Annotated in this window: 23 protein-coding genes and 1 pseudogene; 14 read left to right on the forward strand and 10 right to left on the reverse strand. The window is 72.4% G+C overall.

Annotated elements, in window-relative coordinates:
• Positions 1-283: 283 nt before the first annotated feature.
• Positions 284-1,075: a PDZ domain-containing protein gene (locus tag ACIP67_RS06600; RefSeq protein ID WP_401688332.1), complete on the forward strand. Its 792-nt coding sequence runs from the start codon at positions 284-286 to the stop codon at positions 1,073-1,075.
• A gap of 25 nt (positions 1,076-1,100) precedes the next feature.
• On the opposite strand, the gene ACIP67_RS06605 is transcribed toward ACIP67_RS06600, so the two are convergent.
• Genes ACIP67_RS06605 through ACIP67_RS06625 form a run of 5 tightly spaced genes read right to left on the reverse strand, consistent with a single transcriptional unit; the run spans position 1,101 to position 5,343 of the window.
• Complete coding sequence (locus ACIP67_RS06605; protein WP_401688335.1) at positions 1,101-2,111, reverse strand: glycine betaine ABC transporter substrate-binding protein; 1,011 nt, start codon at positions 2,109-2,111, stop codon at positions 1,101-1,103.
• Positions 2,108-2,944: an ABC transporter permease gene (locus ACIP67_RS06610; RefSeq protein ID WP_401688338.1), complete on the reverse strand. Its 837-nt coding sequence runs from the start codon at positions 2,942-2,944 to the stop codon at positions 2,108-2,110. The genes ACIP67_RS06605 and ACIP67_RS06610 overlap by 4 nt, the downstream gene beginning before the upstream one ends.
• Positions 2,941-4,203: a betaine/proline/choline family ABC transporter ATP-binding protein gene (locus tag ACIP67_RS06615; protein WP_401688341.1), complete on the reverse strand. Its 1,263-nt coding sequence runs from the start codon at positions 4,201-4,203 to the stop codon at positions 2,941-2,943. Before ACIP67_RS06615 ends, ACIP67_RS06610 begins: the two co-directional genes overlap by 4 nt.
• Complete coding sequence (locus tag ACIP67_RS06620; RefSeq protein ID WP_401688344.1) at positions 4,196-4,843, reverse strand: ABC transporter permease; 648 nt, start codon at positions 4,841-4,843, stop codon at positions 4,196-4,198. The genes ACIP67_RS06615 and ACIP67_RS06620 overlap by 8 nt, the downstream gene beginning before the upstream one ends.
• 5 nt (positions 4,844-4,848) lie before the next feature.
• Positions 4,849-5,343, reverse strand: coding sequence for an Lrp/AsnC family transcriptional regulator (locus ACIP67_RS06625; protein ID WP_401688347.1), 495 nt, complete (start codon positions 5,341-5,343; stop codon positions 4,849-4,851).
• A gap of 123 nt (positions 5,344-5,466) precedes the next feature.
• Here ACIP67_RS06625 and hppD point away from each other — a divergent pair, with 123 nt between their 5' ends.
• Positions 5,467-6,612, forward strand: a complete 1,146-nt coding sequence (gene hppD, locus ACIP67_RS06630) for a 4-hydroxyphenylpyruvate dioxygenase (RefSeq protein ID WP_401688350.1) — start codon at positions 5,467-5,469, stop codon at positions 6,610-6,612.
• A gap of 493 nt (positions 6,613-7,105) precedes the next feature.
• Here the strand turns inward: hppD and ACIP67_RS06635 are convergent.
• Positions 7,106-8,566: pseudogene (locus tag ACIP67_RS06635) on the reverse strand (tetratricopeptide repeat protein); the annotation flags it as partial.
• 92 nt (positions 8,567-8,658) lie between these two features.
• On the opposite strand from ACIP67_RS06635, the gene ACIP67_RS06640 reads away from it, so the two are divergent.
• Positions 8,659-10,077, forward strand: coding sequence for an FAD-binding oxidoreductase (locus ACIP67_RS06640; RefSeq protein ID WP_401688353.1), 1,419 nt, complete (start codon positions 8,659-8,661; stop codon positions 10,075-10,077).
• Between the two features lie 55 nt (positions 10,078-10,132).
• Here the strand turns inward: ACIP67_RS06640 and ACIP67_RS06645 are convergent, their stop codons facing one another.
• Positions 10,133-10,636 carry an SsgA family sporulation/cell division regulator gene (locus tag ACIP67_RS06645; RefSeq protein WP_401688356.1) on the reverse strand — a complete coding sequence of 168 codons (504 nt, stop codon included), beginning with the start codon at positions 10,634-10,636 and terminating at the stop codon, positions 10,133-10,135.
• Between the two features lie 247 nt (positions 10,637-10,883).
• Between ACIP67_RS06645 and ACIP67_RS06650 the strand changes: the two genes are divergently transcribed.
• The gene (locus tag ACIP67_RS06650; RefSeq protein WP_401688359.1) at positions 10,884-12,896 is read left to right on the forward strand and encodes an RDD family protein; all 2,013 of its coding nucleotides are present in this window, start codon (positions 10,884-10,886) and stop codon (positions 12,894-12,896) included.
• A 98-nt stretch (positions 12,897-12,994) separates the two neighbouring features.
• Positions 12,995-13,741 (forward strand): RDD family protein, encoded by a 747-nt coding sequence (locus tag ACIP67_RS06655; protein ID WP_401688362.1) that lies wholly within the window; start codon positions 12,995-12,997, stop codon positions 13,739-13,741.
• Between the two features lie 59 nt (positions 13,742-13,800).
• Here the strand turns inward: ACIP67_RS06655 and ACIP67_RS06660 are convergent, their stop codons facing one another.
• On the reverse strand, positions 13,801-14,088 hold the full coding sequence (locus ACIP67_RS06660; RefSeq protein ID WP_401688365.1) for a hypothetical protein: 288 nt from the start codon (positions 14,086-14,088) through the stop codon (positions 13,801-13,803).
• A gap of 353 nt (positions 14,089-14,441) precedes the next feature.
• Here ACIP67_RS06660 and ACIP67_RS06665 point away from each other — a divergent pair, with 353 nt between their 5' ends.
• On the forward strand, positions 14,442-16,790 hold the full coding sequence (locus ACIP67_RS06665; RefSeq protein ID WP_401688368.1) for an immune inhibitor A domain-containing protein: 2,349 nt from the start codon (positions 14,442-14,444) through the stop codon (positions 16,788-16,790).
• 133 nt (positions 16,791-16,923) lie between these two features.
• On the forward strand, positions 16,924-17,277 hold the full coding sequence (locus ACIP67_RS06670) for a hypothetical protein (protein ID WP_401688371.1): 354 nt from the start codon (positions 16,924-16,926) through the stop codon (positions 17,275-17,277).
• 58 nt (positions 17,278-17,335) lie between these two features.
• Here ACIP67_RS06670 and ACIP67_RS06675 read toward each other — a convergent pair whose 3' ends face one another.
• Positions 17,336-17,923 (reverse strand): nicotinamidase, encoded by a 588-nt coding sequence (locus ACIP67_RS06675; RefSeq protein WP_401688374.1) that lies wholly within the window; start codon positions 17,921-17,923, stop codon positions 17,336-17,338.
• Positions 17,924-18,023: 100 nt separating this feature from the next.
• Positions 18,024-19,370, reverse strand: a complete 1,347-nt coding sequence (locus ACIP67_RS06680) for a nicotinate phosphoribosyltransferase (protein ID WP_401688377.1) — start codon at positions 19,368-19,370, stop codon at positions 18,024-18,026.
• A 56-nt stretch (positions 19,371-19,426) separates the two neighbouring features.
• Here ACIP67_RS06680 and clpS point away from each other — a divergent pair, with 56 nt between their 5' ends.
• The 7 genes from clpS to ACIP67_RS06715 all read left to right on the forward strand — a co-directional run bounded on the left by clpS (position 19,427) and on the right by ACIP67_RS06715 (position 24,396).
• Complete coding sequence (gene clpS, locus ACIP67_RS06685) at positions 19,427-19,744, forward strand: ATP-dependent Clp protease adapter ClpS (RefSeq protein ID WP_401689249.1); 318 nt, start codon at positions 19,427-19,429, stop codon at positions 19,742-19,744.
• A gap of 11 nt (positions 19,745-19,755) precedes the next feature.
• Positions 19,756-20,358 (forward strand): DUF2017 domain-containing protein, encoded by a 603-nt coding sequence (locus ACIP67_RS06690; protein WP_401688380.1) that lies wholly within the window; start codon positions 19,756-19,758, stop codon positions 20,356-20,358.
• 364 nt (positions 20,359-20,722) lie between these two features.
• On the forward strand, positions 20,723-22,156 hold the full coding sequence (locus ACIP67_RS06695; protein ID WP_401688383.1) for an amino acid permease: 1,434 nt from the start codon (positions 20,723-20,725) through the stop codon (positions 22,154-22,156).
• 195 nt (positions 22,157-22,351) lie between these two features.
• Entirely contained in the window at positions 22,352-22,774 is a 423-nt protein-coding gene (locus ACIP67_RS06700) for a Mov34/MPN/PAD-1 family protein (protein ID WP_401688386.1), read from the forward strand.
• 167 nt (positions 22,775-22,941) lie between these two features.
• Positions 22,942-23,037, forward strand: a complete 96-nt coding sequence (locus tag ACIP67_RS06705) for a putative leader peptide (protein WP_389523977.1) — start codon at positions 22,942-22,944, stop codon at positions 23,035-23,037.
• 112 nt (positions 23,038-23,149) lie between these two features.
• The gene (locus ACIP67_RS06710) at positions 23,150-23,428 is read left to right on the forward strand and encodes a MoaD/ThiS family protein (RefSeq protein WP_389523980.1); all 279 of its coding nucleotides are present in this window, start codon (positions 23,150-23,152) and stop codon (positions 23,426-23,428) included.
• 17 nt (positions 23,429-23,445) lie between these two features.
• Complete coding sequence (locus tag ACIP67_RS06715) at positions 23,446-24,396, forward strand: PLP-dependent cysteine synthase family protein (protein WP_401688391.1); 951 nt, start codon at positions 23,446-23,448, stop codon at positions 24,394-24,396.
• The last annotated feature ends 11 nt before the right edge of the window (positions 24,397-24,407 follow it).

Here is a 24,407-nt window from a genome sequence, read left to right on the forward strand (position 1 = left end):
CACGATTGCCTGCGGCTCGGCACGCTGCGGGGTGCTGCCGCGCCCATCCCTGCGGCGCGACTGTCCGCGGCTCGGCTGTGTCGGGTGGGCCCGGTCGGCGTGCTGGCTGGGGCACGATTGCCTGCGGCTCGGCACGCTGCGGGGTGCTGCCGCGCCCATCCCTGCGGCGCGACTGTCCGCGGCTCGGCTGTGTCGGGTGGGCCCGGTCGTCGTGCTGCCTGCGGCTGTCGGGCCTGACCACCGCCCCCGCGGCCGCGTCACCCGCTCGCGTTAGATTGACTCCGTGCTCTCACGCCTCACGCGTCTCCAGGCCCTGGCCGTCTGTGCCCTGCCCCTCGTCGCCCTGCTCGCGACGGCGGGGCTGGCGCCGTTGCCGTTCTCGGTGGCGCAGCCGGGGATGACGGCGGATGTGCTGGGGGAGAACAAGGGCACCCCGGTCATCACGATCTCCGGCGCGACCCCCCGGGAGACCCGGGGGCAGCTGCGGATGACGACCATCGAGGCGACCGGTCCGGACGCGCGGATCTCGCTGGAGGACGTGGTCGACGGCTGGTTCCGCACCGACCAGGCGATCATGCCGCGGGACTCGGTGTACCCCAGCGGTGACAGCACCGAGGAGATCGAGCGGTACAACACCGAGCAGATGGAGGAGTCCCAGGACGCCGCGACCGAGGCGGCGCTGCGGTACCTCGGCCGTACCGACGACGGCGTCGAGGTCACGCTGAGGCTCGCCGACGTCGGCGGTCCCAGCGCCGGTCTGCTGTTCTCCCTGGGCATCGTCGACAAGCTGGACGGCGACGGCAGCGGCGGTGACCTCACGGGCGGCCGTACCGTCGCCGGGACGGGCACCATCGACGCCGACGGCACCGTCGGCGCGGTCGGCGGGGTCGCGCTGAAGACGCAGGCCGCCCGCCGGGACGGCGCCACCGTCTTCCTCGTACCGAAGGACGAGTGCGCGGACGCCCGGGCCGAGCTGCCCGCAGGGCTGCGGCTGATCCCGGTGACGACCCTGAAGGGGGCGGTGGACTCCCTGACCGCCCTGGCGAAGGGCAAGGGCTCCGTACCGAGCTGCTGAGCGGCAGGTCCCAGGCCCTGTCGGCCTACTTCACGAACCCCTGTTCCTTCATCCAGTCCAGCGCCACCTGGTGCGGGTCCTCGCCGTCCACGTCCACCTTCGCGTTCAGGTCCTGGGCCACCGTGTTGTCCAGCTTCGCGGTGACCGGGTCGATGACGTCCGCGATCGCCGGCCACTTCTCGAAGGTCCTGGTGTTGATCACCGGGGCGGCGTTGTAGTTGGGGAAGAACTTCTTGTCGTCCTCCATCACCACCAGGTTCATGGACTTGATGCGCCCGTCGGTGGTGAACACCTCCCCGTACGTGCAGCTCCCCTTCGCCGTCTCCGTGTAGATGATGCCGGTGTCCATCTGGGTGATCCGCGACGCCGGCACGTCCATGCCGTACGCCTCCTGCATGCCCGGCAGCCCGTCCGCCCGGTTGGCGAACTCGCCCTCGACGCACAGGGTGACGGCGGACGGGTCGGACCGGGACAGCGCGGCCACCTCCGACAGCGTCCTGGTGCGGTACTTCTTGTAGTTGGCCTGGTTCATCGCCAGCGCGTAGGTGTTGTTCAGCCGGGACGGCGGCAGCCATGTCACCCCGTTGCGCACGTCCGCGTCGCGCACGGCCTCCCACTGCCTGCGCGGGTCGGTGATGGGCTCGCTGTTGCCCTGGTACGTGATCCAGGCGGTGCCCGTGTACTCGTACATGGCGTCGGCGTCCCCGTTGCGGATGGCCTCGCGGCCGCCGATGGAGCCCTGGATGCCGGTGCGGTCCAGGACGTCGGCGCCGGCCGCCTGGAAGGCGATGCCCAGCATGGCGCCGAGGATCAGGTTCTCGGTGAACGACTTCGACGTCACGGTGAGATGCGCGCCCTTGAGCGGCTCGCCCTGCCCGATCGACCCGGGCGAGACGTCGTCGACCATGGGGGAGCCGCTGGTCAGGCCGCAGCCGGAGGCCAGCACCAGCGCCCCGGCGAGGCACCCGGCCGTCCGCCGGACCCGCCTCACGGGTCTCGTCCGCCTCCGTGGTCCCGTCCGCCTCCATTGCCTCATCCGCCCACCTCCAGCCCCCGCGGCCGCAGCAGCACCTCGGCCAGCGAGGCCAGCCAGTCCACCAGCAGGGCCAGGGCGACGGTGAGGACGGAGCCGAGCACCAGCACCGGCATCCGCTGGTTGGTGATGCCGGCGGTGATCAGGACGCCGAGCCCGCCGCCCCCGCCGAAGGTCGCCAGGGTCGCCGTGCCGACGTTCAGGACGAGGGCGGTGCGGACACCGGCCAGGATCAGCGGGACCGCCAGCGGCAGCTCCACCTTGGCGAGCACGCCCACCGGTGACATCCCGATGCCGCGCGCCGCCTCCAGCACTGTCGGGTCGTTCGCCTTCAGACCGGCGATGGTGTTGGAGAGCACCGGCAGGATGGCGTAGACGATGATGCCGATCAGGGCCGCCTTCTCGCCCGTGCCCAGCCAGATCACCAGCAGCGCGAGCAGACCGATCGCGGGGGTGGCCTGGCCCATGTTGGCCATGGCCATCGCGAAGGGGGTGGCCCTGCGCAGGGGCATGCGGGTGAGCAGGATGCCCAGCGGGATCGCGATGACCAGCACGAAGAAGGTGGAGATCACGGTCAGTTCGATGTGCTGCCACAGCGCCTTCGACACCTGTCCGCCGGACAGCGCGTTCTCGGAGATCGTGTCCAGGTCCGCCTGCTGGAACCACAGCCAGGTGGCGAGCAGCAGGGCGACCAGGAAGGCGGGCAGGATCGTCAGCTGCTGCCAGGTGAAGCGGCGCCGCGGGGGACCGGGCGCCGGCGGCGGGCCCCCGGTGCCGTCCCGGCCGGGCGCCTCCTCGTCCCTCACCGTCTCCTCGACCGGTTCCGGGTTCCTCATGCCTTCACCTCCCCGCCGTGGCCCTCCTGCTCCGCGTGTGTCTGCGGGGCCCGCGCCTCCTCCAGGTCGTGCTGGGCCTCCAGCGCCTCCAGCCGGTCGGCCTCCAGCAGTTCGTGCACGGAGTTCAGCAGCGTCTCCATGTCGACGACGCCGATGTACTCGCCGCGCCGCCCGGTGACCGCGACTCTGCCGGTGTTGTCCGTCAGCACCGCCTCCAGCGCGTCCCGCAGCGTCGCGTCCCTGGTCACGGTGTCGCTCACCAGCGTGCCCGCGCGGGCCAGCGAGCCCTTGGCGCGCATCAGGTCGCCGCGCCGCAGCCATTTGTAGGGGCGGCCCCGCCGGTCCAGCAGCAGGATCTCGTTCGTGCCGCTGGTGCGCAGCCGGTTGAAGACGGTCTGCAACGGGTCCTCCACGCTCACCGTCGGGTAGCCGGTGACCTCGACGTCCCGTACGCGGGTGAGGTTCAGCCGCTTCAGGGCCGCCCCCGCGCCCACGAACCCGGACACGAAGTCGTCCGCCGGGTTGGTGAGGATGGCCTCCGGGGTGTCGAACTGTGCGATGTGCGAGCGCTCGCGCAGCACCGCGATCCGGTCACCCAGCTTGATCGCCTCGTCGAAGTCGTGGGTGACGAACACGATCGTCTTGTGCAGTTCGTGCTGGAGCCGGATCAGCTCGTCCTGGAGGTGGTCGCGGGTGATCGGGTCCACGGCGCCGAACGGCTCGTCCATCAGCAGCACCGGCGGATCCGCCGCCAGCGCCCGCGCCACGCCCACGCGCTGCTGCTGTCCGCCGGAGAGCTGGCGCGGATAGCGGCCGCGGAACTCCGCGGGGTCGAGGCCGACCAGGTCGAGCATCTCGTCCACCCGGTCCCTGGTCCGGCCCTTCGGCCAGCCCAGCATCCGCGGCACGACCGCGACGTTCTGCGCGACGGTCATGTGCGGGAAGAGGCCGGACGACTGGATGGCGTAGCCGACCTTGCGGCGCAGCCGCACCGGGTCGATGTCGGTGACGTCCTCGCCGTCGATGCGGATGCGGCCGCCGCTCGGCTCGATCAGCCGGTTGATCATCTTCAGGGTGGTCGACTTCCCGCAGCCCGACGGCCCGACGAAGATGACGGTCTCGCCCGCCTTGATCTCCATGTTGACGTTGTCCACGGCCGGCTGCGCACTGCCGGGGTAGTGCTTGGTGAGGTTCTCCAGCTCGATCGTCGCGCCGTGGGAGACGGACGTGTCCGGGGAGCCGGGCCGGGCCTCAGGCACGGATCCCCCTCGGAATCGTCAGCCGTCCGACCAGGACGTAGGCGGCGTCGAACAGCAGCGCCAGGACGATGATCCCCAGCGTGCCCGAGAGGACCTGGTTGAGCGCGTTCTTGCTGCCCAGGGAGGCGATGCCGCGGAAGATCTCGTTGCCGAGGCCGGGCCCCGAGGCGTACGCGGCGATGGCGGCGATGCCCATCAGCATCTGCGTGGAGACCCGGATGCCGGTCAGGACCGGCGGCCAGGCCAGCGGCAGCTCCACCCGCGCCAGCCGTGTCAGCCGGGACATCCCGATGCCCGTCGCCGCCTCCACCAGGGACGGGTCGACACCCCGCAGGCCCACGATCGCGTTCCGTACGACCGGCAGCAGCCCGTACAGGGTCAGCGCGATCACCGTCGGCGGCACACCCAGGCCCACCAGCGGGATCAGCAGACCGATCATGGCGAGGGACGGGACGGTCAGGACGGTGGAGGTGGCGGTGGTGGCGAGGTTGCCGGCCCAGCCGCTGCGGTAGGTGACGACCGCGATCAGCACACCGAGCACCGTCGCCACGACCATGCACTGGAAGACGACGCTGGCGTGCTGCAAGGCGTCGGTGAGCAACTGCTGGTGACGGTTGCCCAGGTACTCCCAGAAGTTCACGCGCCTCACCCCGAGTCGGTCGGTTCGTCTCCCGGTCCCAGGGCCGCCTGCTCCACCAACGGGATGATCCGCAGCGGAACGGCGTTCTCCATCACGATCGCGGTGGAGGCCCGGACGATCCCATCAAAGCCGACAACCCGGTCGATCACCCGCTGGAGGTCCGCGTTGGAGCGGGCCACCAGCCGGCACAGCATGTCCCCGCTGCCGGTAGTGGTGTGCAGCTCCAGCACCTCCGCGACGCCCGCCAAGTGCGCCCGTACGTCGGCCCCTTGCCCCTGCCGGATCTCCAGCGTGGCGAACGCCGTGACCGGGTAGCCGAGGGCCGCCGGGTCCACCTCGGGACCGAACCCGCGGATGACTCCGTTCGACTGAAGCCGGTCGAGCCGCGCCTGCACGGTGCCCCGCGCCACCCCCAGCCGCCGGGACATCTCCAGCACGCCGATGCGCGGCTCCCGGGCCAGCAGCACGATGATCCGGCCGTCCAGACGATCGATCGCCATACCCTGCCTCCGAGATGGTCAGCCTGTACAGAAAGCCCGCCGGGACCGCCGTGGTGCTGGGCAGACTGCCCACCGGACCAGCGAAGTGTTGCGCACCTTGCGGGGCGGCGCGAGGCTTCGGACATGACGCAGACCACACAGCACACTCCCGACACCGTCCGGCAGGCCGACCCCTTCCCGGTCAAGGGAATGGACGCGGTCGTCTTCGCCGTGGGCAACGCCAAACAGGCGGCGCACTACTACTCCACCGCCTTCGGCATGCGGCTGGTCGCGTACTCCGGACCGGAGAACGGAAGCCGCGAGACCGCCTCCTACGTCCTGGAGAACGGCTCGGCGCGTTTCGTCGTCACCTCGGTGATCAGGCCCGACAGCACCTGGGGCCACTTCCTCGCCCGGCACGTGGCCGAACACGGCGACGGGGTGGTCGACCTCGCCCTCGAGGTCCCCGACGCGCGCGCCGCGTACGCCCACGCCGTGGAGCACGGCGCCCGCCCGGTCGCCGAGCCGTACGAGCTGAAGGACGAGCACGGCACCGTCGTGCTGGCCGCGATCGCCACCTACGGCGAGACCCGCCACACGCTCGTCGAACGCACCGGCTACGACGGCCCCTACCTGCCCGGCTTCGTCGCCGCGAGCCCGGTCGCCGAGCCGCCGGCCCACCGCACCTTCCAGGCGATCGACCACTGCGTCGGCAACGTGGAACTCGGCCGGATGAACGAATGGGTCGGCTTCTACCACCGGGTCATGGGCTTCACGAACATGAAGGAGTTCGTGGGCGACGACATCGCCACCGAGTACAGCGCGCTGATGTCGAAGGTCGTCGCCGACGGCACGCTCAAGGTCAAGTTCCCGATCAACGAGCCCGCCGTCGCCAAGAAGAAGTCGCAGATCGACGAGTACCTGGAGTTCTACGGCGGCGCCGGCGTCCAGCACATCGCGCTCAACACCGACGACATCGTCGGGACGGTCCGCACCCTGCGCGCCGCCGGGGTGCAGTTCCTCGACACCCCCGACTCGTACTACGACACCCTCGGCGAATGGGTCGGCGACACCCGCGTCCCCGTGAAGACCCTGCGCGAACTGAAGATCCTCGCCGACCGCGACGAGGACGGCTACCTGCTCCAGATCTTCACCAAGCCGGTCCAGGACCGCCCGACGGTGTTCTTCGAACTCATCGAACGGCACGGCTCGATGGGCTTCGGCAAGGGCAACTTCAAGGCCCTGTTCGAGGCGATCGAACGGGAGCAGGCCCGGCGCGGCAACCTCTAGCAGGCCCTACGACCGCCGACAGGCCCTACGACCGCCGACAGGCCCTACGACCGCCGACAGGCCCTACGACAGCCGGCAGGCGCTCCTACTGGGACCGGCCGCCCGGCGAGGACGGCTCGGCGGAGGCCTCCGAGCGGGAACCGTCCTGCTCGGACTGCTCGGACTGCTCGGACTGCTCGGACCGCTCGGACCGCTCGGTCCCCGAGCGCGAGCCGTCCCGCTCGGACCGCTCGGTCTCCGCGCGGGAACCGCCCCGCTCGGACGGCTCCGCGGAGGCCCCACCGGGAGCGCCGTCCTCCTGGGGCGACCGCCCGGCGGAGGCCGCACCGGGAGCGCCGTCCCGCGGAGACCGCCTGGCGGAGGCCGCACCGGGAGCGGTGTTCCGCGGAGACCGCCCGGCGGACGCCGCGCCGGGAGCGCCGTCCCGCGAGGACCGCCCGGCGGAGGCCGTACCGGGTGCGTCGTCCTGCGGAGCGGGCCAGGTGGCGGTCACCTCCGGGGGCGCCGCCGGCGACGGCTCGCCCAGCTCAGCCAGGGCCGCCCGGGCCGCGCGCACGTCCGACAGGGAGAAGAACGGGTTGATCCGCAGCGCCTCGGTGAGGTACCGCCGGGCCGGCCCGTGCTTCCTCAGCCCGAGCTCGATCATCCCCCGGTGGTAGGCGTACGGCGCGCTGCGCACCGCGCCGCCGTGCGCCCGGTCGGTGGCGATCATGGCGTACCGCAGCGCCTCCGCGTCCCGGCCGTCCCGGTGCAGCGCCCACCCCAGCGCGTCCGCGACCTCGACGCCCGGCTGCCGCCGCCACTCGGCGCGCAGCCGCCGCACGGCCTCGGCCGGATCCCCGTGGTCGGCCTCCAGCCGGCCGAGGACCAGGTCCCCGTCGATCCCGCCGACCGCCTCCCGGCGCACCCGCGTCCGCACCAGGTCGTACTGCACCCGGGCCGCCCGGACCATCCCCAGCGACTCGTACAGCTCGCCCAGCTCCAGCGCGTAACCCGGCAGCGGCTGCCGGGCGAGCGCCGACCGGTACGCGTCCACCGCCTCCGTCGTCCGCCCGAGGGCCGCCAGCACCCGCCCCTGCCCGGCCTGCGCGGCCCGCTGGTCGGCGTCGAGGCGCACCGCCTCCCGGAAGTACCGCAGGGCCGCCTCCGCATCGCCGCGCTCGAAGGCGAGCTGCCCGGCCCGCTCCCGCCACGCCGCCTCCTCGGCGGCCGTCGCCGCCCCCGCCGCCGCGTCGGACAGCGCGGCCGCCGCGTCCTCGCGCCAGCCCCGGTCCCGGTAGGCGGCCGCCGCCCGCCCCCGCACCGCCGTACCGGACCGCAGCGCCGTCATCCGGTCCAGCGATGAGCGGGCCTTCTTGTGGTCGCCGAGCCCGGTGTAGGCGTCGATGAGCTGCGCGTACGTCGTCCACTGCTTCGGCGCCGCCTTGCGCGCGGCCTCGCCCCACGCCCGGGCCGTCCGGAAGTCGCGGCGGGCGTTGGCGAGGGCGGCCAGGCCGGTGAGCGCCTCGGCGTTGCGGTGCGGGCGCACCTTCAGCGACGTGCGCAGCGCCCGCTCGGCCTTCGGGTAGAAGACGGCGGCGTCGGCGGTGCGCCGGCCCCGCTCCAGGTAGGCCGCGCCGAGGACCGCCCAGGCCCGGCCGTCCCCGGGACGGTCGCGCACCCGGTCCTCGCGCTCGTCGATCAGCGCGGCCAGGTCGGGCAGCGCGGCCGCGACCCCGGTGCGCACCGCCGTGTCGGCCTGCGCCCCCGGCAGCGGTCCGGGCGGCCGCCCCCGCTCGCCGAGCACCGGCACGAGCACCCCGCCCAGCGCCAGGCATCCGGCCAGTGCGCCCAGGACCAGCCGGCGCCGCCGCCGGAAGCGGTCCGGCCGGGAGCGGTCCGGCCGGGCCCCTCCACGGGGCGCGGGGGTCCGCGGCTGCCGGTCCGCGGCTTCGGTCTGCACGGCGCTGTCCATGGCGCTCACTGTGCGCCAGTACGACGACCGGATTACAGCTTCCGCCGGGTGCCGCGGACGGGGTTCACACCGATGGCCCCGGGTGCGACGCTGTGATCATGAGCCGTATCGAAGCTCCCCTCGACGAAGCGACCGGCGGCCTCCCGGAGCGTCTGCCGGCCCGTCTGCTGGACGGCCTGCCCGCCGAGGCCGTCCTCACCGACCCCGACGTCACCGCCTCGTACGCCCACGACATGGCGAGCTTCTGTCCGGCCGGCAGCCCGGCCGTGGTGGTGCTGCCGCGCACGGTCGAACAGGTCCAGCACGTCCTGCGCACCGCCACCGAGCTGCGCGTCCCGGTCGTCCCGCAGGGCGCCCGCACCGGACTGTCGGGCGCCGCCAACGCCACCGACGGCTGCGTCGTGCTCTCCCTGACGAAGATGGACCGGATCCTGGAGATCGACCCGGTCGACCGCATCGCCGTCGTCGAGCCGGGCGTCGTCAACGCGGCGCTCTCCCGGGCGGTGGGCGAGTACGGCCTGTCCTACCCGCCGGACCCCTCCAGCTGGGAGACGTGCACGATCGGCGGCAACATCGGCACCGCCTCCGGCGGCCTGTGCTGCGTGAAGTATGGGGTGACGGCCGAGTACGTCCTCGGCCTCGACGTCGTCCTCGCCGACGGCCGCCTGATGTCCACCGGCCGCCGCACCGCCAAGGGCGTCGCCGGGTACGACCTGACCCGCCTCTTCGTCGGCTCCGAGGGCTCGCTCGGTGTCGTCGTGCGCGCCGTCCTCGCGCTGAAGCCGAAGCCGCCCGCGCAGCTCGTGCTGGCCGCCGAGTTCGCGTCGGGCGCCGCCGCCTGCGACGCCGTGTGCCGGATCATGGAGGCCGGGCACGTGCCGTCCCTCCTCGAACTCATGGACCGGACGACCGTCCGGGCCGTCAACGAGCTCACGCACATGGGCCTGCCCGAGGCCACCGAGGCCCTGCTGCTCGCCGCCTTCGACACCACCGACCCGGCGGCCGACCTCGCCGCCGTCGGCGCGCTGTGCGAGGCCGCCGGCGCCACCCGGGTCGTCCCCGCCGAGGACGCGGCCGAGTCCGAACTGCTGCTCCAGGCCCGGCGGTCCACGCTCGTCGCGCTGGAGGCCGCCAAGGGCACCACCATGGTCGACGACGTGTGCGTGCCCCGGTCGCGGCTCGGCGACATGATCGACGGCGTCGAGCGGATCGCCGAGAAGTACCGGCTGACCATCGGCGTCGTCGCCCACGCGGGCGACGGCAACACCCACCCGACGGTCTGCTTCGACGCCCGGGACCCCGACGAGGTCCGGCGCGCCCGCGAGTCCTTCGACGCGATCATGGCCCTCGGTCTGGAACTCGGCGGCACGATCACCGGCGAGCACGGGGTGGGCGTACTGAAGAAGGAGTGGCTGGCGCGCGAGATCGGCCCGGTGGGCCTGGAGATGCAGCGGGCCGTCAAGGACGTCTTCGACCCGCTCGGCATCCTCAACCCGGGCAAGCTGTTCTGAATCCGGTGCGAACTGTTCTGAATCCGGGCGAACTGTTCCGACCTCCCGCGACGGCTCACTCCGCGTCCGCGGACCCGTCCGACGGCCACGCGCACCGCGGGGCCAGGGGGTCGCGGGGGCCGTGTCCCCACGGTTCGTCCGCGGGCGCGGGGGCCAGCAGGTCGGCCAGGGCGTCGTCGATCCCCAGCCGCCCGCCCTCGGTGCCGGGCGGCACCAGCCGCAGCGTCCGCTCCAGCCAGGCCGCGACCTGGGCCGCCGGTGCCTCCAGCAGCGCGTCGCCGTCGGGTGAGCACAGCGCCAGCAGCACGACACCGCGCCCGTCCGCCTTCGCCGGCCACACCCGTACGTCCCCGTGCCCGCACGGCCGGAACACGCCCTCCACCAGCAGTTCGCGGGCGAACGTCCAGTCGACGGGCCGTTCGGAGTCGATGTGGAAGGTGATGTGCACGGCGAAGGGGTCGTCGCTGCGGTAGCCGAACCGGGCCGGGACCGGGACGCTCCGCTCCGGTGACAGGACGAGCCTGACCTCCAGTTCGCGCTCCACCACGGTGGGATGCATGTCCGTTCTCCTTTCGGTGCCGTTCCGTACGGGGTCCTCGTGACCCGTACGGGAGGGAGAGCGGGCCGGGCCCGGAGCATTACGCGGGTTCCCGGAATTTCTTTCGCCGGCGGTCCGAACGTGTGAAGGGTGTGCACGCCGTTGCCCGGAACGGGGCGGGTACTGCGGGACTGGCGGTGGGGGTTGCGCTCGTCTGATAGATGTGGAGCCCCCCATCCCACCCCCGAGCAGATACGGGACGACGGACATGAGCGCCCCAACCCCGGCCCCCGGCGACGACAGGCCCCGCGAAGGGTATTACCCGGACCCGTCCATCCCTGGATACGTCCGGTACTGGAACGGTGCCTCCTGGGTGCCCGGCACCAGCCGCCCGGCGCCGTCCGACGGCGAACCGCTCACGCCTCCGTCCGGCGCGCGGCCGGCGGCTCCCCCGGCGTCCGTGGAGGAGACCGGCCCGCACTTCTTCGACGAGGACCCGGCACCGGCCGGACCGTACGGCGCTCCTGACGGACCGTCGTCCGCGTGGGGCGCCGACGGCTCCCACCGCTCCGGCTTCGGCGGGGCCCAGGACCGCCAGGCGTCCTGGGCCGGTCCGCAGGGCCCGGACCCGCGCGTGGGCGCGGCCCCGCCGGACGGACGGCCGGCCGGCGGCGAGGGCACGGCGACGGCCCCTCCGGCCCAGCCGGGCGAGGGCGCGGACCGGGCCGGTTCCGGCAGCACGTTCGTCTTCCGCCGTCCGACGGCCGGATCCGCCCCCGCGGCCGCCCCGCCCGCCGCCTCCCACCCCGGTGGCCCCGGCTCCGACGACGGCACCATGACCTTCCGCGCGCCCGTCCCGCGCACGCCCCGCCCTGACGGGGCGCCCGGGGCGCAGCCCGGAAGCACGGGCGCACCTGCCGGACCGGCCCGGCCGACTCCGGGGAACCCCGGGGCTCCGGGCACTCCGGGGGCGCCGGGGACGGCCGGAACCCCGGGATCCCCGGCGGCGGGCTTCGGCCCGCCGGGCTCCGCGGGTGCGGGTGCGGTCTCCGGAGTGCCCGGAGTGCCCGGAGTGCCCGGCGTGCCCGGGAGCGGTTCCGGCGCGCCTGGCTACGGCGGGCCGGGCGCGGCCGTCTCGGGCGGCGGCTTCGGGGCCCAGGGGCCCGTGGGCGCGCCCGGCTCCGGTGAGGCCGCCGCGGGTCTCGGCGCCGCCCAGGGGCCGGTCGGCGTGCCCGGTGCCGGTTTCGGCCCCCCGTCCGCCCCTGCTGCCCCCGCTGCCCCGGCCGCCCCGTCCGCTCCGGGCGGCTCCGCGCCCGCCGCCAAGCCCGGCTTCGCCGCGGGCAGGGCCGCCGCCGAACGCGCCGCGGCCGCGCAGGCGTCGCAGGCCGCGCAAGCGGGGCAGGCCCAGGTCGCCGCACCGGCCGCACCGGCCGCACCGGCCGCACCGGCCGCACCGGCCGCGCAGGGTCCCACGGGCCTGCCGCCCGCCCGGACCGCGGACCCGTCCGCCGCTCAGGGCTCCGGCCCCGCCTTCTCCGGCCCCCGACAGGCCACCCCGAACATCCCCCCGCAGTCCACCGGCCCGCAGTCCACCGGCCCCCAGCCCTCCCCGGCCGCCCCCGCCGGCCCCCAGCCCGCGCCGATGAGCGCGGGCCCGATGAGCGCGGGCCCCGGCGGTGGGCAGCCCTCCTGGCAGCAGCAGGTGCACCGGCTGGCGGGGGCCGGTGACGACCAGCCGGTCGTGCCGTGGAAGCCGCCGGTCGAGGACCTCTTCCAGGCGGCCGCCCGGCGGCAGGCGGCGGCCCGTCCGGCGGGGCTCGGCAAGCGGCTGGCCGCCCGCCTCGTCGACTCGCTCGTCCTCGGCGCCGTCACCTCCGCGGCCGCCGTCCCGCTCGGCGCCAGGGCCGTCGACCACGTCAACGACAAGATCGAGGCGGCCGAGCTGACCGGGGAGACCGTCACCGTCTGGCTGCTGGACGGCACGACGTCGGTATACCTCGGCATCGTCCTCGCGGTGCTGCTGGTGGCCGGGATCCTGTACGAGGCGCTGCCGACCGCCAAGTGGGGGCGCACGCTGGGCAAGAGGCTGTTCGGGCTGGAGGTGCGGGACATCGAGGGCCATGAGCCGCCGTCCTTCGGCGCGGCCCTGCGCCGCTGGCTCGTCTACAGCGTGTCCGGCCTGCTCGCCGTCGGTGTCGTGGGTGTCCTGTGGTGCCTGTTCGACCGGCCGTGGCGGCAGTGCTGGCACGACAAGGCGGCGCACACGTTCGTGGCGGACTGACCGGCCATCGCCCGTACGGCGGGCGGCGCAGGGAAATGCGTACTCCGGACGGCCGCTCGCCGGATGCGCGGCCGTGGGGTTCGCGGTCGACTCGGGCCATGACGACCGAACCGCCCCCCGGTTCCGGCGGCGAGCCGCCGGAGGACGATCCGTTCAGGAAGCAGCCCCCGCAGCAGCCCCCGTACGGTCAGGGGCAGGGCCCGCAAGGGTCGCCGTACGACAGCCCGTACGGCGGTGCGGGCGGGGGCGGGCAGCCGCCACCCCCCGGCGGACAGCCCCCGCCCCCCGGCGGACAGCCCCCGCCCCCCGGCGGCGGCCCCTACGGCGGCGGTCCGCACGGCGGCGGCCCCTACGGCGGTGATCCGTACGGGGGGTATCCGGCCGACCCGCTGGCCGGCATGCCCCCGCTGGCCGACAGCGGCAAGCGGACGCTGGCCAGGATCATCGACATGATCCTGGTGGGGATCGTGGTCTGGCTGCTGACGTGGGGGTTCGGGGTCAACGAGTACGACATGGACGGCGAGCGCGTCGAGGTCGGCAAGTCCCTCGCCCAGTCCCTGATCGCCGCCGTGCTCTACGTCGCCTACGACACCGTCCTGATCGCCAGGACCGGGCGGACGCTGGGCAAGAAGTGGCTCGGCATGCGCGTGGCCAACCTGGACGACGGCTCGACGCCCTCCGTGCAGACCTCGCTGATCCGGGCCCTGGTGCTGTGGGTGCCGTTCGCGTTCTGCTGCGCGTGCCTGTGGACGGTGATCTGCGGCGGCTGGAGCTTCTTCGACAAGCCCTACAAGCAGGGACTGCACGACAAGGCCGCCAAGACCGTGGTGGTGGCCGTGGTCTGACGCGGTGCCGGCACGACGGCGGGCCCCTGCCGTGCCGGGAGGGGCCGCCGTCGTGGAGGTCAGGACGCCGACGGTTCCCGGACGGGCTCGGGTGCCGTGGCCGCGGGGACGGCCGGGACGACCGAGGCGGGTGCGGGCACGTCCACGGTGGAGCGCGCCACGATGACGGGACCCCGCCGGCGGACCGGCACCGTCATGGCGACGAGTACGCCGAGGGCGACCGCGGTGACGGCGACGACCGCGATGAGCGAGCCCGAACTCGTCCCCGACAGCGCCAGCATGGCGAGTGCCGAGAAGATCACGGTGCAGGAACCGTACGTGAGCTGTGCGACAGTCGGACGAGGCATGGCAATCGTGTCCTCGGAAGCGGGGGCGGTCTCGACTCTATTCGCCTGCATGCCCGAGCGGAACGAGAAGTAAGCGTGACCTAACCCACGGTGCCGGGTGCACAGGGGGCGCACGGAGTCATGCCGTTCGGTACCCGGACGGTCGTGCGCGCCCGTCACGTTACGGTCATGTGTCCGCAATGCGAACGTCGGCTCCCAATAAAGCACTTGATCTGTCCAAGTCAAGGTCTGTCTTTTCCGGCGAACCAGTAGTCAAATGACGGCACTTGACTACACGCGTATAACCGCGCGCGGACATCCCTTGACATGGATCCCCCATCCGTGCGGCAGGGATGCGTTAGGGGAGGCAGCAAGTGACGAGTAGATCCTGGACGTTCAGGACGGCCGCCACGGTCGTCGCCCTCGCGGCGGCCTCGGCGACGTTCTCGACGTTCGCCGTGGCGCAGGCGGCCGACAGCGTGCCGGCGAAGGCCCCGGCGGCCGACCGGCAGGACCCGCAGCCGGCCGAGGCCCGCGAGCACGACTTCGACGGGCCGCTCAGCAAGACGCAGGAGGCCCAGCGCGAGGAGGCCCTCAAGCAGGTCATATCCGGCGAGGCCACGGTCAAGGAGCGCGACGGCTCCAAGGTCGTGCAGCTCCAGGGCGGGAAGGGCGGCAGCAAGTACGTCGAGCTCGGCCGCGAGCAGACCGACAAGATCTTCACGATCCTGGTCGAGTTCGGCGACCAGATCGACAGCCGCTACGGCGGCACCACCGGCCCGCTGCACAACGAGATAGCCGAGCCGGACCGCACCCAGGACAACAGCACGGCCTGGCAGGCGGATTACAACCAGCAGCACTTCCAGGACCTCTACTTCGGCACCGGCGCGGACACCGAGTCGCTGAAGAAGTACTACGAGAAGCAGTCCTCGGGCCGCTACTCGGTCGAGGGCGAGGTGACCGACTGGGTCAAGGTCCCCTACAACGAGGCCCGTTACGGCTCCAACGACGCCCCCACCGGCGCCTGGTACGCCGTCCAGGACGGCGTCAACGCCTGGGTGGCCGAGCGCGAGGCCGCCGGTGACACCGCCGCCGAGATCAAGGCGGAGCTCGCCGAGTTCGACCAGTGGGACCGCTACGACCACGACGGCGACGGCGACTTCAACGAGTCCGACGGCTACATCGACCACTTCCAGATCGTGCACGCCGGCGAGGACGAGTCCGCGGGCGGCGGCGCCCAGGGCGAGGACGCCATCTGGGCGCACCGCTGGTACGCCTTCGCCACCGACGCCGGCTCCACCGGCCCGGACACCAACAAGCTCGGCGGCACCCAGATCGGCGACACCGGCATCTGGGTCGGCGACTACACCATCCAGCCGGAGAACGGCGGACTCGGCGTCTTCGCCCACGAGTACGGCCACGACCTCGGTCTGCCCGACGAGTACGACACCTCCGGCGGCGGCGAGAACTCCACCGGCTTCTGGACGCTGATGTCCTCCGGTTCCTGGCTCGGCACCGGCAAGGAGACCATCGGTGACCTGCCCGGCGACATGAACGCCTGGGACAAGCTCCAGCTCGGCTGGCTCGACTACGACGTCGCCGAGGCGGGCGTGAAGTCCACCCACAAGCTGGGCGTGGCGGAGTACAACACCGAGAACCCGCAGGCCGTCGTCGTCGTCCTGCCGGAGAAGACGGTCACCACCGACGTCGTCACCCCGGCGCAGGGCGCCACCCAGTGGTGGAGCGGCAGCGGTGACGACCTGCGCAACACCCTGACCCGCTCGGTCGACCTGACCGGCAAGGCGTCCGCGAGCCTCACCCTCGACGGCTGGTGGGACATCGAGACCGACTACGACTACCTCTACACCGAGGTGTCCACCGACGGCACCGACTGGACGCCGATCGACGGCACGCTGGCCGACGGCTCCGCCATCCCGCGCGACGGCAGCGGCAAGCCCGCCCTCACCGGCACGGTCGACGCCTACCAGAAGCTGACGTTCCCGCTGGACGCCTACGCCGGCCAGAACATCAGCCTGCGCTTCCGCTACGCCACCGACGGCGGCGTGGCCCAGCTGGGCTTCGCGGCCGACGAGATCACCGTGACCGCCGACGGCGCGACCCTGTTCTCCGACGACGCGGAGAGCGCGGACGCCGCCTGGACGGCCGACGGCTTCACCCGCGTCGGCGCGTCCATCACGGACGACTACGCCCAGTACTACATCGCCGAGAACCGCCAGTACGTGTCGTACGACAAGACCCTCAAGGTCGGTCCGTACAACTTCGGCTTCTCGACGACCCGTCCGGACTGGGTGGAGCACTACCCGTACCAGAACGGCCTGTTGATCTGGAAGTGGGACACCTCGCAGGCGGACGACAACACCAGCGCGCACCCGGGCGAGGGCCTGATCCTGCCGGTCGACGCCCACCCGACCGCGCTGAAGTGGTCCGACGGCACGCTGATGCGCAACCGCATCCAGGCCTTCGACTCGACCTTCAGCCAGTACCCGACCGACGCGATCACGCTGCACAAGGCCGACGTCGCCACGAAGATCAAGGCGCGTCCCGGCGTCCCGGTCTTCGACGACGGCGCGTCGAGCTACTACGACGCGTCGAACCCGCTGGCCGGCGTCAAGGTCACTGACACCGACACCTCGATCAAGATCGTCAGCGAGCCCCTGAGCGGCTCGACGATCACGGTCAAGGTCGGACCGTCGGCGAAGTAGTCGACGTCTTCGCAGGTCAGAAGCGCTTCGGCGGCGACCCCCTGGCGGGTCGCCGCCGATCGTGTTTAGGTGCGTCCTGTGAATTCGTTATTGACACGCGCATCGACACCGACACGCACGGGGGTGTGACCGCATGGCCGCAGGAGGCTTCTGCAAGCTGCCCGACGGCTCCGTGGTGGTGGCACTGAACCTGCCCAGCCCCACCGCCGACGGCACCACCGCGCGCACCGGCACCGACCGGGGAGTGCGCGTCCTGGTCCTCGCCCGCAACCGCGCCCGGGCCCTGACCCGGCTCCGCAACCTGGGCCTGCGCGCCGTCTACCTGCGCGGCAACGCGGCGCCGCCGACCCCGGACGAGATCACGGCGGTCCTGCACCACCCCGACGGCCTGATATGGCGGACGGCACCCGACGGCGCCGTCGCCACGGCCCCCGAGCTGTGGCGCCCGATCCGGTCCCTGCTGAGGAGCCCGGCACCCCAGCCGTGACCCCCGGCCCCGGTCCGGCCCCGGGCGGTGCCCGGGGCCCGCCTCCGCCGGGTGGGCCCTACTGCACCACCGGCTTCCCGGACAGCTCCACGCCCGCCTCCCGCAGTTCCTCCAGCGCCCGCTCGGTGGTCCGAGGGCCCACCCCGGCGGTCAGGTCGAGCAGGACCTGCGTACGGAAGCCCTCCCGGGCCGCGTCCAGCGCGGTCGCCCGCACGCAGTGGTCGGTGGCGATGCCGACGACGTCCACCTCGTCGATCTCCCGTGCCCGCAGCCAGTCGCCCAGCGTCACGCCGTTCTCGTCGGCGCCCTCGAATCCGCTGTACGCGGCCGCGTAGGCGCCCTTGTCGAAGACGGCGTCGATGGCGCCCGAGGCGACCGCAGGGGCGAAGTTCGGGTGGAATCCCACGCCCTCGGTGCCCGCGACGCAGTGCGCGGGCCAGGAGTGGACGTAGTCGGGGTTGTCGGCGAAGTGGCCGCCGGGCGCGATGTGGTGGTCGCGTGTGGCCACGACGTGCCGGTAACCGGCGGGGGCCTGCCCGATCAGCTCGGTGATCGCGGCGGCGACGTCGGCACCCCCGGACACCGCGAGGCTGCCTCCCTCGCAGAAGTCGTTCTGCACGTCTACGACGATCAAGGCGCGGCGCATGGTGGGTGTCCTTCGACTATGGGTGACGGTAGGAGCCTGGAGACTTCGGCGGCGGCGGGGGAGGGGCGGGGCGCGACCCGAGCGCGTGGCGGCACACGCCTCACGTACCCGAGCGCGCCTGGACGTACTCCGTCGCCAGGACGGGTTCTCCGCGCGAGAGCTGGGTCGCGGACATCGGCAGGCCGGCCCGGGCGGCGACGTGCCGGTCGCGGGCGACGTCCAGGGACTCCCGGGCGACGACCTCGCCGCCCCTGACCAGCTCGACCAGGAGCTGCCGGTCGGCCAGCCCGTCGGGGACCGGGCCCGTGCCGACGACCTCGGCCTCCGCCACCCCGTACGCGTCCAGCCGCCGGGCGGCCCACTTGCGCCCGCCGACGGAGGTCTTGCCGCCGGTCGACCTCTTCGCCACCGCCACCAGCGGCGCCTTCGGGTCGGCCGACTCGGCGCGGGCGACCAGCTTGTAGACCATCGAGCAGGTCGGGTGCCCGGAGCCGGTCACCAGCTGGGTGCCGACGCCGTACGCGTCCACCGGGGCCGCCGCCAGCGAGGCGATGGCGTACTCGTCGAGGTCCGAGGTCACGACGATCCGCGTGCCGGTCGCGCCCAGCTCGTCGAGTTGCTGGCGCACCCGGTGGGCGACGAGCAGCAGGTCGCCGGAGTCGATGCGCACCGCGCCCAGCCCGGGCCCGGCGACCTCCACCGCCGTCCGGACGGCCTCGGCGACGTCGTACGTGTCCACGAGCAGGGTCGTGCCCGCGCCCAGCGAGTCCACCTGGGCCCGGAAGGCGTCGCGTTCGGCGTCGTGCAGGAGGGTGAAGGCGTGGGCGCTCGTGCCGACGGTGGGGATGCCGTAGCGGAAGCCGGCCGCGAGGTCGGAGGTGGTGGCGAAGCCGCCGACGTACGCGGCGCGCGAGGCGGCGACGGCGGCCAGCTCGTGGGTGCGGCGGGCGCCCATCTCGATCAGCGGGCGCTCACCGGCCGCCGAGGCCATGCGGGAGGCGGCCGCGGCGATCGCGGAGTCGTGGTTGAGGATGGACAGGATCACGGTCTCCAGCAGCACGCACTCGGCGAAGGAGCCCTCCACCCGCATGATCGGCGAGCCCGGGAAGTACACCTCGCCCTCCGGGTAGCCCCAGATGTCACCCGAGAAGCGGTACGAGGCCAGCCAGTCCAGTGTCTCGTCGTCGACGATCGACCGCTCGCGCAGGAAGCCCAGGACGCCTGGGTCGAAACGGAAGTTCTCCACGGCGTCCAGCACGCGTCCGGTGCCCGCCACCACGCCGTAGCGCCGCCCTTCCGGCAGCCGGCGGGTGAAGACCTCGAACACGCTGCGCCGCCCGGCCGTCCCCGCTTTCAGGGCGGCCTGCAGCATCGTCAACTCGTACTGGTCCGTGAAGAGCGCCGTCGAAGGGACGTCCACCGGCAGCCCAAGGTCCGCTGTGTTCATGGCAAACATGGTACCCCCTTTTCGTCGGTGTGACGATTTCTGGGATGCGTGGCAGCATGGGTCCTGTGACGTCACCCGCTCCCCTTGAGATCGAACGCACCGAGTCGGCGGAGGAGGTGTTCGCCGTACCCGAGCCGGACGTCCCCTGGGTCACGATCGTCCACAACGACCCGGTCAACCTCATGAGCTACGTGACGTACGTCTTCCAGACGTACTTCGGCTACCCGAAGGACAAGGCCACCAAGCTCATGCTCGACGTCCACCACAAGGGCCGGGCGGTCGTCTCCAGCGGTTCCCGCGAGGAGATGGAACGCGACGTGCAGGCGATGCACGGCTACGGTCTGTGGGCCACCCTCCAGCAGGACCGGAAGTAGTCACCCCACTGATGCCAGGACACTTCGAACCGCTCTCCGGCGGCGGCGCGGCCGTCGCGCTCGACGACGTCGAGATCTCCATCATCCGGTCGCTGGCCGTGCAGCTCCTGGAGCTGATCGGCCCCGGCCCCGCCGAGGACGCGTCCGGCGACCCGCTCGCCGAACTCTTCGCCGAGGGCCCGAGCGAACCGCCCGCCGACCCGGTTCTCAGGCGGCTCTTCCCCGACGCCTACACCGACCCCGAGGCGGCCCCGGGCCCCCGGGAGGCGGAGGAACGGCGGTCGCGTTCCGCCGAGTTCCGCCGGTACACCGAGAACGACCTGCGGGCCGGCAAGCGCGAGAACGCCCTGGCCGTGGTGCGCTCCCTGGACGCGCTGTCGGCCGAGGCGGAGGGCGCGGCGGTGCTGAAGCTGTCGCCCGGCGAGTCCCGGCAGTGGCTCGGCGCCCTCAACGACCTGCGCCTGGCGATCGGGTCCCGGCTGGAGATCACCGACGACGAGGACACCGACCTCCTCTACCGGCTGCCGGACGACGACGCGCGCAAGCCGATGGTCATGGCGTACCTGTGGCTGGGCGGGCTCCAGGAGACGCTCGTGACCACACTCCTGCCGTGATCGTGAGGGTTTCGTCCTGACGTGTGACGATCGTGTGTTCGCTCAGCGGACGCTCAAATCCGGATAACGATCGCGTCACCGCGGTGATGTGCTTTGCCCCTTTCGGGTGTCGTTTGTCCGCTTCTTCCTGTGTCATGCGCCATATTTCGTACGGGTGATCACTGTTGCGGCCGTGATAAATCTTCACGACCGCCCGGCGAACACCACCCGAATGTTCGGCCGGGTGCGCCACCGAGCCGGCGGATCGCCGGCCAGGCACGAGCGGGCCCGCGAGGCCCGCTCAGCTCCAGAATTCCGGGGGGATCGAGACCCGATCCGAGGCCGACGAAGGCCCGGATCGGCATGGAGAAAGGCGCACCACCACATGACCTCCGCTCAGGTCGACACGGAAAACGCCCCGAAAGAGTCGGACGAGGGGTACGAGCGCGGCCTCGGCAGCCGCCAGGTCCAGATGATCGCCATCGGCGGCGCCATCGGCGTCGGCCTGTTCCTGGGGGCCGGGGCGAACATCGCCAAGGCGGGCCCCAGCCTGATCGTCATGTACGCCCTCGCCGGCGTGATCATCTTCTTCATCATGCGGGCGCTCGGCGAGCTGCTGCTCTACCGCCCGGTCTCGGGTTCGTTCGCGGAGTACTCCCGCGAGTTCCTCGGCCCGTTCTTCGGCTACTTCACCGGCTGGACGTACTGGCTGATGTGGGTCGTCACCGGCATGGCCGAGCTGACGGCCGCCGCGATCTACGTCAACTACTGGTTCCCGGCCATCCCCCAGTGGGTGACGGCCCTGGTCTTCCTGGTGATCCTCTTCGGGGTCAACCTGATCTCCGTGAAGCTCTTCGGCGAGCTGGAGTTCTGGTTCTCGATGGTCAAGGTCACCGCCCTCATCGGCATGATCGTCATCGGCCTCGGTGTCCTCACCTTCGGCTTCAGCGCCGCCGGTGACACCGCCGCCGTCTCCAACCTGTGGGCCTTCGACGGCTTCTTCCCCAAGGGCATCGGCTCCTCCCTGATGACCCTCCAGGGCGTCATGTTCGCCTACCTCGCCGTCGAACTCGTCGGTGTCACGGCCGGCGAGTCCGAGAACCCGGAGAAGACCCTCCCCAAGGCGATCAACACGCTCCCGTGGCGCATCGCCCTCTTCTACGTCGGCGCCCTCACCGTCATCCTGTGCGTGGTCAAGTGGACCGAGTTCGCGCCGGGCGTCAGCCCCTTCGTCGCCGCCTTCGCCAAGATCGGCATCCCGGCCGGCGCCGGCATCGTCAACTTCGTCGTGCTGACCGCGGCCCTCTCCTCCTGCAACTCCGGCATGTACTCCACCGGCCGCATGCTGCGGAACCTGGCCGACAGCGGCGAGGCCCCGGCGGCGTTCCAGCGGCTGTCCGCCTCCAGGACCCCGGCCTTCGGCATCACGGTCTCGGTCCTCTTCATGGGCATCGGCGTCGTCCTCAACTACGTCGTCCCGGAGAAGGCGTTCGGCTACGTCACCTCCGTCGCCACCGCGGCCGGCATCTGGACCTGGCTGATGATCCTGATCAGCCACGTCCTCTACCGCCGCGCGGTCGACGCGGGCCGGCTGCCCGCCTCCTCCTTCCCGGCGCCGGGCGGCGCGGTGTGCTCCTACATCGCCATCGCGTTCCTGCTCTTCGTCACCGGCCTGATCGCCTACGACGCCGACTCCCGCGTCTGCCTCTACGTGATGGCCGGCTGGGCCGCCGCCCTCGGGGCCGGCTGGGCCGTGCTGAAGTCCCGCAACCCCGAGGTCACCGGGCGCCGCGAGGCGGCCCCGGAGAAGGTGGGCTGACCGCCACCACGGGACGTCCGGCCGGAGGGGACCCACGCCGACCCGCGCGGTGCCCCTCCGCCCGCCGCCCAGCACGTCCGCCATGTGGGCCTCCCCGTACCGCCCCTCGGTACGCGGAGGCCCGCCCGTCGCCCACCGCCACCCTGCCTGACGCGCTGTGCGCGGCCCCCTTTTCGTCTGCTTATCCTGACGACCATGCTGACCATCACCCAGGACCTCGTCGACCGGATCGTCGCGCACGCGCGCAAGGACCACCCCGACGAGGCGTGCGGCGTCGTCGCCGGCCCGGCGGGCTCGGACCGCCCCGAGCGCTTCATCCCGATGCTCAACGCGGCCATGTCGCCCACGTTCTACGAGTTCGACTCCGGTGACCTGCTGAAGCTCTACCGCGAGATGGACGACCGCGACGAGGAACCGGTGGTCGTCTACCACTCCCACACCGCGACCGAGGCCTACCCCTCCCGCACCGACATCTCCTACGCCAACGAGCCCGGCGCCCACTACGTCCTCGTCTCCACCGCCGACACCGACGGCGCCGGCGAGTTCCAGTTCCGCTCCTTCCGTATCGTCGAGGGCGAGGTCACCGAGGAGGAGGTCTGCGTCGTCGAGGCGTACTGACGCCCGTCGCGCGGACACCACGCGCACGGCGGGGCGCGCACCGACGCGGGTCCGCGCGGTGCGCGCCAAACCCGTCCCAGCAGGGCGGTCTCACTTTCCGGCCAGATTCCGTCCACCATGTGGAATCACCCTCGGGAAGCCCGAGGGGGAATCGATACGATGAGCCCATGGTTTCCCACGACGTGAGCAACAGGACGCCGGGCACGCTGCTCGTGGCGCGGCTGCACGTCGACCTGTGCAGGCTCGCCAGCGCCATCTGTTGACGCTTTCCCCTGCCGCCGCACGGCTCGCAAGCCGCGGCGCGACGCACGACCACTCCGTACTGCGCAGCCGCGCGCCTACCGACCTGACCACTCCCGACAGGAGCCCTGAGCCATGGCCATCGAGGTCCGCATCCCGACCATCCTCCGCCAGTACACCGACGGTCAGAAGGCGGTGGAGGGCAGCGGTGACACCCTCGCCGACCTGTTCACCGACCTCGAGACCCGGCACGCGGGCATCCAGGCCCGCATCGTGGACGACGGCCAGCTGCGCCGCTTCGTCAACGTCTACCTGAACGACGAGGACGTCCGTTTCGTCGACGGCATCAACACCAAGCTGACCGACGGCGACACCGTGACCATCCTGCCGGCCGTGGCCGGCGGCATGGCCTGACAGGCCGCTGACCACTCATGCGTTACGACTCCCCGTTGGCCGCGGTGGGCAACACCCCTCTGGTGCGCCTGCCGCGGCTGTCGCCGTCCGCCGACGTCAGCATCTGGGCCAAGCTGGAGGACCGCAATCCCACCGGCTCGGTCAAGGACCGTCCCGCCCTGCACATGATCGAGCAGGCGGAGAAGGACGGCCGCCTCACACCCGGCTGCACCATCCTCGAACCGACCAGCGGCAACACCGGCATCTCCCTCGCCATGGCGGCCAAGCTCAAGGGCTACCGCATGGTCTGCGTGATGCCCGAGAACACCTCGCAGGAACGCCGCGACCTGCTCGGCATGTGGGGCGCCGAGATCATCTCCTCCCCGGCCGCCGGCGGCTCCAACACCGCCGTGCGGGTCGCCAAGGAACTGTCCGCCGAGCACCCCGACTGGGTGATGCTCTACCAGTACGGCAACCCCGACAACGCGGGCGCCCACTACGCGACGACGGGCCCGGAGATCCTCGCCGACCTCCCCTCCGTCACGCACTTCGTGGCCGGTCTCGGCACCACCGGCACCCTCATGGGCGTCGGCCGCTACCTGCGCGAGCACAAGCCGGACATCAGGATCGTGGCCGCCGAGCCGCGCTACGACGACCTGGTCTACGGCCTGCGCAACCTCGACGAGGGCTTCGTCCCCGAGCTGTACGACGCCTCCGTCCTCACCACCCGCTTCTCGGTCGGCTCGGCGGACGCGGTCACCCGCACCCGCGAGCTGCTCCAGCAGGAGGGCATCTTCGCGGGCGTCTCCACCGGTGCCGCGCTGCACGCCGCGATCGGCGTCGGCCGGAAGGCCGTGCAGGCCGGCGAGAGCGCCGACATCGTGTTCGTCGTGGCCGACGGCGGCTGGAAGTACCTCTCCACCGGCGTCTACACGGCGGCCACCACCGAAGAGGCCATCGAGACGCTCCAGGGCCAGCTCTGGGCCTGAACCGCCCCGGG

The sequence above is a fragment of the Streptomyces sp. NPDC088812 genome (genome assembly GCF_044750285.1).
In the GTDB taxonomy this organism is placed as follows: Bacteria; Actinomycetota; Actinomycetes; order Streptomycetales; family Streptomycetaceae; genus Streptomyces.